Origin of the sequence: Streptomyces sp. NBC_01476 (assembly GCF_036227265.1) — a bacterium.
GTDB lineage: Bacteria > Actinomycetota > Actinomycetes > Streptomycetales > Streptomycetaceae > Actinacidiphila.
The window spans coordinates 1,350,704-1,365,296 of the sequence record NZ_CP109446.1; the positions used below are offsets into that span (position 1 = coordinate 1,350,704).

The 14,593-nt window shown below is 72.0% G+C and carries 13 protein-coding genes and 2 tRNA genes; 7 read left to right on the forward strand and 8 right to left on the reverse strand.

Features of this window, described 5'->3' with window-relative positions; translation table 11 throughout:
* The first annotated feature begins 3 nt into the window (after positions 1-3).
* Together OG552_RS05880 and OG552_RS05885 are read left to right on the forward strand one after the other, a co-directional pair.
* Positions 4-2,235, forward strand: a complete 2,232-nt coding sequence (locus tag OG552_RS05880; RefSeq protein WP_329130130.1) for an elongation factor G-like protein EF-G2 — start codon at positions 4-6, stop codon at positions 2,233-2,235.
* Positions 2,236-2,553: 318 nt separating this feature from the next.
* Positions 2,554-4,203 (forward strand): hypothetical protein, encoded by a 1,650-nt coding sequence (locus OG552_RS05885; protein WP_329140572.1) that lies wholly within the window; start codon positions 2,554-2,556, stop codon positions 4,201-4,203.
* Positions 4,204-4,230: 27 nt separating this feature from the next.
* Here OG552_RS05885 and OG552_RS05890 read toward each other — a convergent pair whose 3' ends face one another.
* Entirely contained in the window at positions 4,231-4,788 is a 558-nt protein-coding gene (locus OG552_RS05890; RefSeq protein WP_329130131.1) for an HIT family protein, read from the reverse strand.
* Positions 4,789-4,854: 66 nt separating this feature from the next.
* Here OG552_RS05890 and OG552_RS05895 point away from each other — a divergent pair, with 66 nt between their 5' ends.
* On the forward strand, positions 4,855-5,514 hold the full coding sequence (locus OG552_RS05895) for a potassium channel family protein (RefSeq protein WP_329130132.1): 660 nt from the start codon (positions 4,855-4,857) through the stop codon (positions 5,512-5,514).
* Between the two features lie 35 nt (positions 5,515-5,549).
* Here the strand turns inward: OG552_RS05895 and thrS are convergent, their stop codons facing one another.
* The 3 genes from thrS to OG552_RS05910 form a co-directional block, all read right to left on the reverse strand.
* The gene (gene thrS, locus OG552_RS05900; RefSeq protein WP_329130133.1) at positions 5,550-7,538 is read right to left on the reverse strand and encodes a threonine--tRNA ligase; all 1,989 of its coding nucleotides are present in this window, start codon (positions 7,536-7,538) and stop codon (positions 5,550-5,552) included.
* A gap of 109 nt (positions 7,539-7,647) precedes the next feature.
* A complete protein-coding gene (locus tag OG552_RS05905; RefSeq protein WP_329130134.1) occupies positions 7,648-8,835 on the reverse strand; it encodes a hypothetical protein in 1,188 nt (395 codons plus the stop codon).
* Positions 8,832-9,398, reverse strand: a complete 567-nt coding sequence (locus OG552_RS05910) for a DUF4365 domain-containing protein (protein ID WP_329130135.1) — start codon at positions 9,396-9,398, stop codon at positions 8,832-8,834. Before OG552_RS05910 ends, OG552_RS05905 begins: the two co-directional genes overlap by 4 nt.
* Before the next feature lie 238 nt (positions 9,399-9,636).
* Here OG552_RS05910 and OG552_RS05915 point away from each other — a divergent pair, with 238 nt between their 5' ends.
* On the forward strand, positions 9,637-10,368 hold the full coding sequence (locus tag OG552_RS05915; RefSeq protein WP_329130136.1) for an exonuclease domain-containing protein: 732 nt from the start codon (positions 9,637-9,639) through the stop codon (positions 10,366-10,368).
* A gap of 63 nt (positions 10,369-10,431) precedes the next feature.
* Here the strand turns inward: OG552_RS05915 and OG552_RS05920 are convergent.
* The 3 genes from OG552_RS05920 to OG552_RS05930 all read right to left on the reverse strand — a co-directional run bounded on the left by OG552_RS05920 (position 10,432) and on the right by OG552_RS05930 (position 11,186).
* Positions 10,432-10,506 (reverse strand) — tRNA-Val (locus OG552_RS05920).
* A gap of 38 nt (positions 10,507-10,544) precedes the next feature.
* Positions 10,545-11,024, reverse strand: coding sequence for an SRPBCC family protein (locus tag OG552_RS05925; RefSeq protein ID WP_329130137.1), 480 nt, complete (start codon positions 11,022-11,024; stop codon positions 10,545-10,547).
* A gap of 90 nt (positions 11,025-11,114) precedes the next feature.
* Positions 11,115-11,186, reverse strand: a tRNA-Val gene (locus OG552_RS05930).
* A 356-nt stretch (positions 11,187-11,542) separates the two neighbouring features.
* Between OG552_RS05930 and OG552_RS05935 the strand changes: the two genes are divergently transcribed.
* Together OG552_RS05935 and OG552_RS05940 are read left to right on the forward strand one after the other, a co-directional pair.
* Positions 11,543-11,956, forward strand: a complete 414-nt coding sequence (locus OG552_RS05935; protein ID WP_003959770.1) for an SsgA family sporulation/cell division regulator — start codon at positions 11,543-11,545, stop codon at positions 11,954-11,956.
* Between the two features lie 200 nt (positions 11,957-12,156).
* Positions 12,157-12,714 carry a CGNR zinc finger domain-containing protein gene (locus tag OG552_RS05940; protein ID WP_329130138.1) on the forward strand — a complete coding sequence of 186 codons (558 nt, stop codon included), beginning with the start codon at positions 12,157-12,159 and terminating at the stop codon, positions 12,712-12,714.
* Between the two features lie 707 nt (positions 12,715-13,421).
* On the opposite strand, the gene OG552_RS05945 is transcribed toward OG552_RS05940, so the two are convergent.
* The gene (locus OG552_RS05945; RefSeq protein WP_329130139.1) at positions 13,422-13,886 is read right to left on the reverse strand and encodes a hypothetical protein; all 465 of its coding nucleotides are present in this window, start codon (positions 13,884-13,886) and stop codon (positions 13,422-13,424) included.
* Positions 13,887-14,074: 188 nt separating this feature from the next.
* On the opposite strand from OG552_RS05945, the gene OG552_RS05950 reads away from it, so the two are divergent.
* Positions 14,075-14,584, forward strand: coding sequence for a DsbA family protein (locus OG552_RS05950; protein ID WP_329130140.1), 510 nt, complete (start codon positions 14,075-14,077; stop codon positions 14,582-14,584).
* Positions 14,585-14,593: the final 9 nt, after the last annotated feature.

A 14,593-nucleotide genomic window follows, 5' to 3' on the forward strand; every position in this document is an offset into this window, starting at 1 on the left:
GACATGGGTGGTGCATCCGACAGGAGAGACACGACGCCAGGGGCCGCCGGCAGAGCACCGGCGGCCGGCCGCCCCGAGAAGGTGCGCAATGTGGTGCTGGTCGGCCACAGCGGAGCGGGCAAGACGACGCTGGTGGAGGCGCTCGCGCTGACCACCGGAGCGGTGAACAGGGCGGGCCGGGTCGAGGACGGCGGCTCGGTCTCCGACCACGACGAGATTGAACAGCGGCAGCAGCGCTCCGTACAGCTGTCCTGCGTCCCGGTCGCATGGGGCGGATGCAAGGTCAATCTGCTGGACACCCCCGGCTACGCGGACTTCGTCGGGGAACTCAGGGCCGGTCTGCGGGCAGCGGACGCGGCCCTTTTCGTCGTCTCGGCGGCGCAGGACGGCGAGGGCATCGGCGGGGCCACCCGCATGGTGTGGGAGGAGTGCGCGGCGGTCGGGATGCCCCGGGCCGTGGTGGTCACGCACCTGGAGGCGGTCCGGGCCGGCTTCGAGGAGATGGCCGCCCAGTGCGCCCGGGAGCTGGGCGGCGACGATCCCGACGCGGTGCTGCCGCTGTACCTGCCGGTGCACGGCCCGGCAGGTCCTGACGGCCACGCGCCGGTCACCGGCCTGGCCGGCCTGCTCTCGCAGCGGGTGTACGACTACAGCACCGGCGAGCGCACCGAGTCCGCGCCGGGGCCCGGCCTGCTGCCGTCGCTGGCGCGGGCCCGTGACCGGCTCATCGAGGGGATCATCGCCGGGAGCGAGGACGAGACCTTGATGGACCGCTATCTCGGCGGCGAGGAACTCGACCCCAGGACCCTGGTGGCCGACCTGGAGCGGGCGGTGGCCCGCGGCACCTTCCACCCGGTGCTGGCCGCGGCGCCCGCCGCCGACGGCGCCCGGCAGGGTCTGGGCACCGTGGAACTGCTGGAGCTGGTCACCGGCGGCTTCCCGACCCCGCTGGAGCGGGACCTGCCGGCGGTCACCGGCCCGGACGGCGGCAACCGGCCGCTGCTGGCCTGTGACCCCGACGGACCGCTGGCCGCCGAGGTGGTCAAGACCTCCTCCGACCCGTACGTCGGCCGGATCAGCCTGGTGCGGGTCTTCTCCGGCACCCTGCGGCCGGACGAGACCGTCCACGTCTCCGGGCACGGCATGACCGACCGGGGACACGAGGACCACGACGTGGACGAGCGGGTCGGAGCGCTGACCTCCCCGTTCGGCAAGCACCAGCGGCCGGTGCCGTCGGCGGGGGCCGGCGACCTGGTCTGTGTGGCCCGGCTGGCCAGTGCCGAGACCGGCGACACCCTCTCGGCGAAGGACCGGCCGCTGCTGATGGAGCCGTGGCAGATGCCCGACCCGCTGCTGCCGGTGGCCATCGAGGCGCACAGCAAGGCCGACGAGGACAAGCTGTCGCAGGGCCTGTCCCGGCTGGTCGCCGAGGACCCCACGATGCGCCTGGAGCAGAACCCGGACACCCGCCAGGTGGTCCTGTGGTGTCTCGGCGAGGCGCACGCCGACGTGGCGCTGGAGCGGCTGCGCAGCCGTTACGGAGTCCAGGTCGACGCCGTCGCCCACCGGGTGTCGCTGCGGGAGACCTTCGGCGAACCGGCCACCGCCCGCGGCCGGCACGTCAAACAGTCCGGCGGGCACGGCCAGTTCGCGATCTGCGAGATCGAGGTGGAGCCGCTGCCGGTGGGCTCGGGGATCGAGTTCGTCGACAAGGTGATCGGCGGCGCCGTGCCCCGGCAGTTCATCCCTTCGGTGGAGAAGGGCATCAGGGCGCAGGCCGCCCGCGGGGTGGCGCTCGGCTTCCCGGTGGTGGACATCAGGGTCACCCTCACCGACGGCAAGGCGCACTCGGTGGACTCCTCCGACGCCGCCTTCCAGACCGCGGGCGCGCTGGCGCTGCGGGAGGCCGCCGCGGCCGCCCGGATCCATCTGCTGGAGCCGGTCGCCGAGGTGGGCGTGATGGTCCCGGACGAGTACGTCGGCCCGGTGATGAGCGACCTGTCCGGGCGGCGCGGCCGGGTGCTCGGCACCGAACCGGCCGGCCCAGGCCGCACTCTGGTGCGCGCCGACGTCCCGGAGATCGAGATCGGCCGCTACGCGGTCGACCTGCGCTCGGTCTCGCACGGCACCGGCCGCTTCAGCCGGCGGTACGCCCGTCATGAGCCGATGCCGGCCGGTGTCGCCGCGCGGCTGCGGCAGGAGGAGGAGCGGGAGCGCGCGGCGCATCCCCGGTGAACCGGCGCACGAAGAAGCCCGGACGGCGCTCAGCAGAGGTGCGGACCCGGTGAACACACCACGAGCGGCGGGTCCGATCACCGGTGGAAAACCCGCCCGCTGACCGTCGCAGGAGCGCCAACTCGTCCTATGTCACCGGCCAATCGGCGGCTCGCGGCCACCTCGCGGGCCGCCGCGCCGGTAATCTGGTCACTGCTCCGAACGTGTGATGTGACGGCCCGTGGGGAATGGGCCCCGTCGGAGCGGAAGCACCGGCCCGTACCGCGGGCCGCAAGCCACTTGTACGGGTGGGCGGAATCGAACCGGCTGGGGGCCGTGGTGACGATCGGGTTCGACTTCAGCCCCGGGGCGCAGGTCCCGCTGACGGGCATCGACGGCGGCACCGCCGCGACCCAGGCGCTCGCCTCGGCCGCGTACCGCGACACCCCGGTGGCCACTCTCGCCGATCTGCACGACGGCTCCTCGGTCACCGCTCCGCGGCTCTCGCTCTTCCAGCCGAACCTCGGTGAGGCCTGGGCCCGCGCGGTCCAGAACCGGATGCTCGGCGCCTCCCGCAACGAACTCGTCCAGTCCTTCGGCGTGGAACCGCAGTCGGTCGTCGAGCACTGCCTGGCCGCCAACCGCATCCGGCAGGAGCGCGACAACCGGCTCGGCATCCTGATGGTCGTCTTCGGCGTCCTCTTCCTGCCCGGGGTACTGGTCTGGCTCGGCGCCTTCCAGCTCCGCAAGACCCTCTCCGCGCTCAACGGCAAACGCCGGGGCGCCGGGGCCTTCGGCGGCATCGTGATCGCCGTGGCCATCGGCTTCACCGTGCTGCTGGTCATCCGGCCGCCCTTCACCGGTTTCTGGCACGAGTACTTCCGGGTCCTGATGCTCGCGCCGATCATCGGCTGGTACTGGGCGAAGCGGATCTGCGAGCGCACCGCCAAGGACCTGCGCGACCGCTGGGACGGCCTGGTCAAGGGCAGCGGTGTGGGCGCCAAGATCCCCGAGGCGGTCCCCCGCAACCCCAACCAGCTGCGCGCCGAGTCGCTGCGCCAGAGCCTGGCCAAGCTCGCCGCCGAGCAGAACAGCAACGTGGTCTTCTACGCGGGCCCCAAGGGGATACTGGGCATGGGCAGCCGCTGGGGCGCCTGGCACATGGCCGAGGAGCTGATCCCGCGCGAGGGTCTGGCCGAGATCAACCCGTTCCGCAGCTGGGACGTGATCCGCGCCATCCACGACAAGCTCCGCATGCTGGAGCGCGGCCCGCTGCACACCGGCGGCTTCCCCAAGCCGTCGATAAAGCACTGGGTCGTGGTGCCGATCGGCCCCGGCGCGGGCAAGATCTCCCGGCCCACCGGCGCCGAGGTCGACGCGTATGTCGTCAAGGACTTCGAGGTCCAGCGGATATGCAATGAGCAGCAGTTCGGCAAGGGCAGCCGCCACTACCTGGGCATCCAGTTCGTCCTGTGGGACGGCAATCTCGTCATCACCTTGATGGTGTCGGTGACCGTACTGGCCAGCACCCTGCGGGTGGAGGTCACCGGTCACGCGCTCGGCCCGATAGACGGCATCTTCACCTCCGGGCCGCCGGCCAAGGAGAAGACCGTCTCCAAGCCGGTGAAGTTCTGGGAGACCAAGACCGTCTCGCTGCCCCTGATGGACTCCGCCGAGGTGGTGCGGCTGGCCGCCCGTGCCCCGCTGACCCGCTTCCCGTCGGTCCTGGACCACCTCGGCGGGACCCTGAAGCTGCCCGAGCCGTTCGGGCTCCGCCACACCTGGGCCGACAAGCCCTGGCAGCACCGCTTCATGGCCGACGACGCGCTGCGCGCCGCCACCCCGGTGCTGCGCGCGGTGCACGCCGCGGCCATCCAGGTCATGGAGGAGAACGGCGTGGACACCTCGCACTTCACCAACCGCTCGATGGTCCTCAGCGGCCTGGTCCAAGGCGTCGAGCCCCGCAAGGCCGACACGTACGACGCGTAGCCGGGGCCGCCCGGGCGGACCGCACGGTCACACCGCCCAGGCGTCGGCCAGTATCTTCCGGGTGTCCGCCAGCAGCTGCGGCAGCACCTTCGTGTGCCCGACCACCGGCATGAAGTTCATGTCGCCGCCCCACCGCGGCACCACGTGCTGGTGCAGATGCGCGGCGATCCCGGCCCCGGCCACCGAGCCCTGGTTCATGCCGATGTTGAAGCCGTGCGCGCCCGAGGCGGACCGCAGCGCCGTCATGGCCTGCTTGGTCAGCTCGGCGAGTTCCGCCGTCTCGTCGGCGTCCAGCGCGGTGTAGTCCGCGACGTGCCGGTACGGCACCACCATCAGATGCCCGCTGTTGTACGGGTAGAGGTTGAGCACCGCGTACACGTGAGCGCCCCGCCGGATGATCAGCGCGTCCTCGTCCGACTTGGCCGGCAGCGCGCAGAACGGACAACCGTCGCCGGCACCCGGGCCGGTGGGCTTGTTCTCACCCTGGATGTACGCCATCCGGTGCGGGGTCCACAGCCGCTGGAACGCGTCCGGCTCCCCCACCCCGATCTGCTGCTCCGGCTCACTCGTCATGCCGCTCAGCATAGGACTCCACCCCCGGGAAGCGTGTCGGCGGCCCCGCCCGCGGGTGCGACCCACGATCCTGGCCGGATGGACGCCGACAGCCGCGTGGCCCGATGGGAGGCCCGCGCCGAGATCCCGCTGTTCATCGCCGCCCTGCTCTACCTCGGCTCCTACGCGGTGCGGGTGCTCGACCGCGGTCTGCCGCCCGCCTGGATCGACCTCTGCCTGGCCGTCACCTGCGCGACCTGGGCGTCCTTCGCCGTCGACTACGCGGTCCGCTGGCGGCTCGGCGGACCGCGGCGGTTCCTGGTGTACCTGCGCCGCCACCCGCTGGACACCGTCGTCCTGGTGCTCCCGCTGCTGCGCCCGCTGCGGATCATCCACCTCTACGACGCGGTGCAGCGGCGCCGCGACGAGCCCCGGCTGAGCCTGTACGGCCGGGTCATCGCGTACGCCGGGACAACCGCCGTCCTGCTCGGCTTCGCCGGCGCGCTCGCCGTCTTCCAGGCGGAACGCGACGCCCCTGGGGCCACCATCCGCACCTTCGGCGACGCGGTGTGGTGGACCGCCTCCACCCTCACCACGGTCGGTTACGGCGACATCACCCCGGTCACCCCGCTGGGCCGGACCATCGCGACCGGCCTGATGATCTGCGGCGTTGCGCTGCTGGGCGCGGTCACGGGTGCGTTCTCCTCCTGGCTGATCCAGACCTTCACCCGGGACGACGAGCGGCCCCCGGCCGGCTGAGAACAGCCGGCCGGGGGCCGCAGGTGCGGCGCCGGTCAGACCTGGACCCGGCGCTCCACCACGTCCACCAGCTTGGCGAGCGCCTCGTCGCGCGGGATGCCGTTCTCCTGCGAGCCGTCCCGGTAGCGGAAGGAGACCGTGCCGCCGGTCATGTCGTCGTCACCGACGATGATCATGAACGGCACCTTCTGCTTCTGGTGCGTGCGGATCTTCTTCTGCATGCGGTCGGAGGACGCGTCCACCTCGACCCGCAGCCCCTTGCGCTTCGCCTCGGCGGCGAACTCCTGCAGGTACGGCACGTGCGCGTCGCCGACCGGGATGCCGACCGCCTGCACCGGCGCCAGCCACGCCGGGAAAGCGCCCGCGTAGTGCTCGAGCAGCACCGCGAAGAACCGCTCGATGGAGCCGAAGAGCGCCCGGTGGATCATCACCGGCTGCTGCCGGGAGCCGTCGGCCGCGGTGTACTCCAGGTGGAAGCGGGCCGGCTGCTGGAAGTCCACCTGGATCGTGGACATCTGCCAGGTCCGCCCGATGGCGTCGCGCGCCTGGACCGAGATCTTCGGGCCGTAGAAGGCGGCGCCACCCGGGTCCATGACCAGTTCCAGGCCCTGCTTCCCGGCCGCCTGCCGCAGCTGCTCGGTGGCCTCGGCCCACTCCTCCTCGCCGCCGATGAACTTGTCCGAGTCGCCCCGGGTCGACAGCTCCAGGTAGAAGTCGTTCAGCCCGTAGTCGCGCAGCAGGTTCAGCACGAAGGTGAGCAGGGAGTCCAGCTCGTCGGGCACCTGCTCCTTGGTGCAGTAGATGTGCGAGTCGTCCTGGGTGAAGCCGCGGGCCCTTGTCAGGCCGTGCACCACACCGGACTTCTCGAACCGGTACACCGTGCCGAACTCGAAGAGCCGCAGCGGCAGTTCACGGTAGGACCGCCCGCGCGCGTCGAAGATCAGGTTGTGCATCGGGCAGTTCATGGCCTTGAGGTAGTAGTCCTGCCCCTCGAACTCCATGGGCGGGAACATGCCTTCGGCGTAGTGCGGCAGGTGGCCGGAGGTCTCGAAGAGCTTGGCCTTGGTGATGTGCGGGGTGTTGACGAACTCGTACCCGGACTCCTCGTGGCGGCGCCGCGAGTACGCCTCCATCTCCTTGCGGATCACCCCGCCCTTGGGGTGGAAGACGGCCAGGCCCGAGCCCAGCTCGTCCGGGAAGGAGAACAGGTCCAGCTCGGCGCCGAGCTTGCGGTGGTCGCGCTTCTCGGCCTCCACCAGGAAGTCGAGGTACGCCTTGAGCTCTTCCCTGGTGGGCCACGCGGTGCCGTAGATCCGCTGGAGCTGCGGGTTCTTCTCGCTGCCCCGCCAGTACGCGGCGGCGTTGCGCATCAGCTTGAACGCCGGGATGCTGCGGGTGGTGGGCAGGTGCGGGCCCCGGCAGAGGTCCTTCCAGCACAGCTCGCCGGTCTTGGCGTCGAGGTTGTCGTAGATGGTGAGCTGGTTGCTGCCCACCTCGACCTCGGCGCCGTCGGCGGCGTCCTCGGGGTCGGCGCCGCCCTTGAGGCCGATCAGCTCCAGCTTGTACGGCTCGGCGGCCAGTTCCCTGCGGGCCTCCTCGTCGGTGACCTCGCGGCGGGAGAAGCGCTGGCCGCGCTTCTGGATCTCCTGCATCTTCTTCTCGATGGCCTTGAGGTCATCGGGGGTGAAGGGCTTCTCGACGTCGAAGTCGTAGTAGAAGCCGTCCTTGACCGGCGGGCCGATGCCGAGCTTCGCCTCGGGGAAGAGCTCCTGCACGGCCTGGGCCATGACGTGCGCGGTGGAGTGCCGCAGGATGCTGAGGCCGTCCTGGCTGGTGATGTCGACGGGCTCGACCTCGTCGCCGTCGGCCACCTCGTAGGCGAGGTCCTTCAGCTCACCGGCGACGCGGGCGGCGACCACCGACCGCTCGCCCGGGAACAGCTCGGCCGCGGTCGTGCCCGTCGTGACCACTCGCTCTTCCGGTTCGGCGGAATCACGTTTGATGATCACACGGAGGTCTGACACCGGTCTGCTCCTGACATGGGCGGTACGTAAGGGGTGACGGCCGGCCGCGATGGCCGCCGTACTGCTGAATCGTACCGAGTCCGCGGGTTTCCGTTGTCAGGTGCGTCGCTCATCCGGGGTCGCCGCCGCAGGCGTCCTCGAAGGTGTCCAGGCCGCCCTGGAGGGATTTGAGCAGCCGGTCGCGCTCGGCCTCGTCGACGTGGACGGGGGCGACGCCGGTGGCATCGGTGAGCCGGCGAAAGCCCCCGCGGCTCTCCAGCCGGCCGCTGATCCGCAGCGGGAGGCCGACCAGGTGGGCATGGACGGCGATGCGGTACGCGTCCTCGTCGAGGCGGACCCGGATCTGGTGGACCCCGGCGCCGGTCAGCACCCGCAGGCGTACGGTGCCGCCGCCGGCCGGGGCGGGGCGGCGCATCCGGACCACGGTGCCGGTGAGGTCTACCCGGACGGAGGGTTCGCGGTCGCGGTAACGGTCACCGGCGGCCTGCAGGGCGGGCAGGTCGCCGGGCGAGAAGGCGACCGGTTCCGGGCGGGCGGCGAAACCGCCGGGCGGCGCGGTGAGCGGCGACCAGGCGAGGGCGATGGTGACGCCCTCGGTGCCGCGTACCAGTTTGATCAGTGCCCGGGCGAGCTCGTGGCTGACGCCGAGGGCGATGGCGGCGTCGAACGCGTCGAGTGCGCCGGTGACGCGCTGGTGATCGACGGCGTCGCGGGTGGCCTGGAGGGCGCGCAGCAGGGTGGTGGCGGTGGGGCGGGCGTCGGGGACGGGGGTGTAGGCGGTGAGCACGTGGCCGGCGGCGGGGCCGACGAGGACCTGGTCGAGCAGGCCGGCGGCCTGCGGGCCGTGGCGTTCGCCGAAGTAGCCGGCCGGGCCGAGGGCCGCGCGGGCGGCGGCGAGCAGCATGGCCCGGGCGGCGGAGTGCAGTTGCTCCGCCGCGGTCCAGGGCACCGCGTCGCCGGTCGGTGTGATCTCACGGCGCCAGCGGATCTCGTCGCCGGGGCTGCTCAGGGCGTGCAGGACGTCGCGGGCCGAGGGAGCAGCGGAGCGGGTGAGGGCGGTGAGCGCTTCGGCGAGCAGGTCGCCGTAGTCGGCGTAGGCGGGGCGGGCGCCGTGCGGGCGGCCGTCGGGGACGAGCAGGCTGGTGCCGTCGCCGCCGGGGGGTGTCCAGCGGCTGTAGCGGCCGGGGGCGCCGCCGCGGCGCTGCCAGCCGTGCCGGCGGAGCAGGGCGGTGAGGACGGCGGGGTCGACCCGCTCGGGGTCGGGTGGCGCGGGCTCGCCGGCGGTCGGGTGCGTCACGGTTTTCCTCCGGCTCCGACGCGGGCCATGATCTCGCACAGCGCCCGGTCGTCGAAGATCCGGGTGGTGGGTATCCGCACGGTGGTCCTGTTCCGGCCGGTCACGGCGTGGCCCGCCAGGTTCGTCCAGTAGCAGCAGTGCCGCAGCTCCAGCCGGTCGTGGCTGGCGCGCAGCCACTCCTCCTGGGTGCGGGGGACGATCATCACGACCAGGATCTTGTGCACCGACACCGGGGTCCTGGCGAGTTTGGCCAGGTGGTCGTTGTCCAGGGTGAAGGCGAAGGTGGGGCCGGGCGGGTGCGGGGCGAGCTGATAGGTGCTCTTGAGCTGCACCTTGATGGTGACCTCGTCGTCCACCGCGTGGGCGCGCGAGCTGTGGCTGAGGTGCCAGTCGATGCCGTTGTCGGGGAAGGGCTGGGCGAGCGAGCAGCCCGCGGCGGCGGCGACCGCGTGCAGGTAGCCCACCTGCAGGGTCTCCATGCAGCTGGTGGTGGCGATCCCGCCGCGGAACGCCGCCGCGGGTTCCGGCAGCAGCCGTGACGGTTCTGGCTGTGCGAGCGCCATCGCTCCTCGTGCCTTCCGTGCTGAGCGTCTCTGCCTCGGCGTCGGTGGTCGCTTCATACGATCATGCGCTGGTCGTACGTTTTCCCGTCATCCTGTGTCTTCTCCACCTGCGGCGACTGACAAACCGTCCCGTTTCGATGACATGACGTCATGGGTACACCGTTGGTGGGGAGTTGACCTGACTCCTCCCGAACATCCCCTTGACGCATGTTCTTCACCGGAATTTTGGGGGTCGGTCATGACGCACTGGTCCGAGGGCCCGCTGGCCGCTTTCGACACCGAGACGACCGGTGTGGACGTGGAGCGGGACCGCATCGTCTCCGCCGCGCTGGTCGTGGAGCCCGCGCCGGGACAACCGGCCGAGGTCATCCGGTGGTTGGTGGATCCGGGGGTGCCGATGCCGGAAGCGGCGCAGGCGGTGCACGGGCTGTCGGAGGACTTCCTGCGGCGCCACGGCCGGCGGCCCGGGCCGGTGCTGGAGGAGATCGCCCGGGAGCTGGCGGCCCGCTGCGCGGCCGGCGTGCCGCTGGTGGTGATGAACGCGCCCTTCGATCTCACCCTGCTGGACCGGGAGTTGAAGCGCCACCGGGGCGCCGCGCTCAGTGCGTACTTCCAGGGTCCGGCGTGGTGCGTGCTGGACCCCCGGGTCCTCGACAAGCATCTGGACCGCTACCGCAAGGGCCGCCGCACCCTCACCGACCTCTGCGCCCTGTACGGCGTCCCGCTGACCGACGCCCATGACGCGGCGGCCGACGCCGCCGCGTCCCTCATCCTGACCCGCGCCATAGCCCGCCGCTACGCCGAACGCCTCGCCGCGCTGAGCCGGCTGGAACTCCACTCCCGCCAGGCCGTCTGGCACGCCGCCCAGTCCCGCGGCCTCCAGGCCTGGTTCGCCCGCAACGGCTCCGACGAAACCTGCGACCCCGCCTGGCCCCTCCGCCCGGACCCCCCTGCCACCGCGGCCGCCTGACAACGACGCCCCCCGCGGACAGCGAAGCGCCCCCGTTCCGCTGACGGAACGAGGGCGCGACGGTGGTGGGCGATACTGGGATCGAACCAGTGACCCCTTCGGTGTGAACGAAGTGCTCTCCCGCTGAGCTAATCGCCCGGGACGGCTTGAACCTTACCGTCTTGGCGGGGCTGGGTTCAAACCACATTGCCCGCGTCTGCGGCGAGTCGGGCGAGCAGCCCGGTCCGGCCGCCGCGCATCATCAGGGCGTGGTTGGCGATGAAGAGCGGGCGGCACGGCAGGGCGAAGAGCCGCATCAGGGGCTTGCAGACCACGACGTCCTGCTCGAAGACCAAGTGGGTGCCGCCGGGCGGGAGTTCGGGCGCGGCGGGGAGGACGGTCCAGCGGACGGTGCCCTCCAGGTCGCCGGCCATGGCGACTTCGAGGACGCGGCGCCCGGGGTCCTGCACGGTGGCGCGGGCGGTGACGACGAGGTCGTACGGGAGGACCGAGCGGAAGCGCAGGGTGCCGCTGGAGTCGTCGGTCCGGGCCACCTCGCGCACCTGCGGCCACCAGTCGGGGTAGCGGTCGGGCCGCTCCAGCACGCCGTAGACCGTGTCGGGGTCGGCGGCGAGTTCCCAGACACTGCGGAATCGGTAGTGGCTCCAGCGGTCCATGGGTCAAGTCTCCGCGAGGGCCGGCCCGTGCCTGCCGGAAAGCGAGAGATCCCGGAGACCGTTTCCGATCTCCGGGATCTCTCTTCCGGGTGGGCGATACTGGGATCGAACCAGTGACCCCTTCGGTGTGAACGAAGTGCTCTCCCGCTGAGCTAATCGCCCCGGCGTGCCGACAACTCTACCGCACCTGGTCAGGGCTCCTGACCATCGCCAGGTCCTCCCCGGGCCGGCGCCGCGGCCCTTCCCGCCCGCCCGCCTTCCGCGCCCGAGAAGCCCGCGCCGGGAGAGTTGGCCGCAGCGTCCCGGAATCGTCACTCTCCGCAGTCGGATGTTTAAACGTACCGCGTGAATTGCCCTCACTGAAATGGCCGCATCGCAGGTCCGAACGCTGGGCCGGACGAGCTATCAGAAGCTTCACAAACCGCTCAGAGGTGTTTACAACGCCCTCGCAGGTGGCATGTCGATTTCGCCGACGTGCGAATCCCCGAGCGCACACTGAGCGAAAGGCCATGGCGCTTATGAACACCACGGTCAGCTGCGAGCTGCACCTGCGCCTCGTCGTGTCGAGCGAATCCTCACTGCCTGTACCCGCGGGCTTGCGGTACGACACGGCCGATCCGTATGCCGTGCACGCCACCTTCCACACAGGCGCCGAAGAGACGGTCGAATGGGTGTTCGCCCGCGACCTGCTCGCCGAGGGGCTGCACCGCCCCACCGGCACTGGCGACGTCCGAGTCTGGCCGTCCCGCAGCCACGGTCAGGGCGTCGTGTGCATCGCCCTCAGCTCCCCCGAGGGCGAAGCCCTGCTCGAAGCCCCGGCCCGGGCCCTGGAGTCCTTCCTGAAGCGGACGGACGCCGCGGTACCGCCGGGCACCGAGCACCGTCACTTCGATCTCGATACGGAGCTCTCGCACATCCTCGCGGAGAGCTGAGCCCCGTATCCCGTTGTCCGCGGCCGTCCTACTCGGGGGGACTGCCCGGACCGCCGACCGCCGCACCCGACCGGTACGGCAGGCCGGACCGCACGCACGAGAGCCGTCACCAAGGGCAGCACAGCCCGCAGTGGCGGCTCTCGCGCGCTAGAGTCACCCGGAACCGCAGCCGCACACCCCGCGGGCCAGGGAGCGTTTCCGTGCTGATCAACCACGACACCAGGTGCGCGCTCGACAGCGTGGTCGACCTGGTCAACACCCAGCCGCAGATCGAAGGGCGGGAGGGCCTCGGGGACGTCGCCGCCCTGCGCGGCTTCGTGGAGCGCAACCAGGTCAGCGAGGTCGGCCGGCTCGACCAGCGCGACATCCTGGCCGTCCAGGCGGTCCGCGCCCGGTTCACCGAGGTCTTCGCCGCAACCGACGACGCGTCGGCGGCCCGCATGCTGAACGCGATGATCGCCGAGGCCGGCACCACCCCGCGGCTCACCGACCACGACGCGTACGACTGGCATGTGCACTACTTCGCACCAGGCGCCTCGCTCGCCGACCACCTGGCGGCCGACTGCGGCATGGCGCTGGCCTTCCTGATCGTCGCGGGCGAACGGGACCGGCTGCGGCGCTGCGACGCCCCCGACTGCCGGCGGGCCTTCGTGGACCTGTCCCGCAACCGCTCCCGCCGCTACTGCGACAGCCGCACCTGCGGGAACCGGCTGCACGTCGCCGCGTACCGGGCCCGCAGGCGCGAGGCCAGCGCCTGACGTCCGGCCCCGGCGGCGCCGCGCGGTCGCGGACCCGCGGGGCGGGGTGGCTCACAGGAAGAGCAGGTCCCAGGCCGCGCCGCCGCCGATCAGGCCGCTGATCACGCAGAGGAAGAGCATCAGCGGCGGCTGCGACAGCGCGTAGAGGCACCCCTTGGGCTCCACGAACACCCGCTCCGCCTTCGCCTGCCGTCTCGCGGCCCGCCTCGCCTTCGCCGGCCGCGGCACGGACACCGGCACGGGCGCAGGCACCGGCACGGAAGCCGGCGCGGCCTTCGGTACGGACCCCGGCCGCAGCACAGGCACGGGCACGGGCACAGGTACGGGCACAGATACGGCCGCCGGTGCGGTCTCCGGCCCCTCCTCCGGCCCCTCCTCCGGCAGCGTCCGCGGTACGGGCGTGACCGCCGGGGACGGCGCGAGGGTGGCAGCGGTGAGGGCGGCGGGGTGGGAAACAGGAGGTTCCGCACCGTCCGGCCACTGGGGGGCGAGGCGGTCCCCGGGGTAGGTCAGCACAGCCTGATGATCGCGCAGCGAAAGACCGCCAGGGCCCCAACACGCAGAGTTTACAAGCCCGTTTACCTGCGTCTCGGATGCCGGAATCCAACTGCCGAGACAGCTGGTCTCAGATACTGTGCGTCGTTTGCGGCCGCGGCGGAATCACAGATTCCGCCTGTGGCCCGGCATCCGACGGCCCCCGCGCCCGGTCAGATGCCGCGCCGCTTGAGGATCTCCTCGACGTCCGCGAAGTCCGAGAGCCCGCTGTCGGACCCGCCGCGCCGCTTGCCCGCGGCCGGCCGCCCGGCCGGGATCGCCGGGGTGGAAGCCCCCGGTACGGCGGCCGGCGCCCGGCTGCCCGCGGCCGGCTCCCCCGCCTGCGCCGGACCGCGGCCGGAGAAGAGCCGGGTGATCCCGTAGAGCAGGACCGAGCAGGCGATCACGCCGAAGCCGAGCCACACCGTCGGCTTGAAGACCAGGTCCACGGCCCAGTCGCCGACCGCGGTGCCGATCCTGCGGCCGAGCGTGACCAGGCCGGCCAGGCCGAGACCGGCCGGCAGCAGGGCGAGCGCGGCGATCCTGGTGGCCCGCAGATAGCGGCGCCGGTAGGCGGTGAGTGCCGCGAGGCCCAGTCCCGCCACGGACAGGGCGACGCAGAGGGTCGTGGTCAGCATCCTGCGGCTCCTGGGCACTCCGGTGGCCCGTGAGGTCCGGCCAAGGGCCCCGCGGGAACTCCTCACCCCATCGTGCCTCCGCCCGGCCTCCGGAAGCCATGGCCACGGGCCGGGTTCAGGGTGATCTCGGGGACACCGCTCCTCCCCGCGGGCGGGGCCGCCTCCTCCGTGAGTGGGAGACTTGCGTCATGACCGACCCCGTTCCCCCCGTCGTCCTCGACGTCTGGTGCGAACTGCAGTGCCCTGACTGCCGCACCGCCCTGACCGACGTCGACGCGCTGCGCGCCCGCTTCGGCGACTCCCTCGCCGTGCAGCTGCGCCACTTCCCGATGGAGAAGCACAAGTACGCGCTGGCGGCGGCGCAGGCGTACGAAGAGGCGTACGCGCAGGGCCGGGGGCCGGAGTACGCGGCGGCGGTGCTGGCCAGGACCGGGGAGCTGGAACGGCGCGGTGAGGCGCTGCTGGTGGAGGTGGCGGCCGGACTGGGCCTCGACGCCGAGGAGATGGACACCGCGCTGATCGACGGGCGCCATCTGCTGGTGGTGGACTCCGACGAGGCCGAAGGGCGGGCGATCGGGGTGAAGGGCACGCCGGCGTATCTCGTCGGCGGTGAACTGCTGGACGGCTCCAAGGACCAGAGCGGCCTGCGCGAGCGGATCGCGGAGATCGTCGAACAGCGGTTGTCCGTGAACAACTGACGCCGGCCG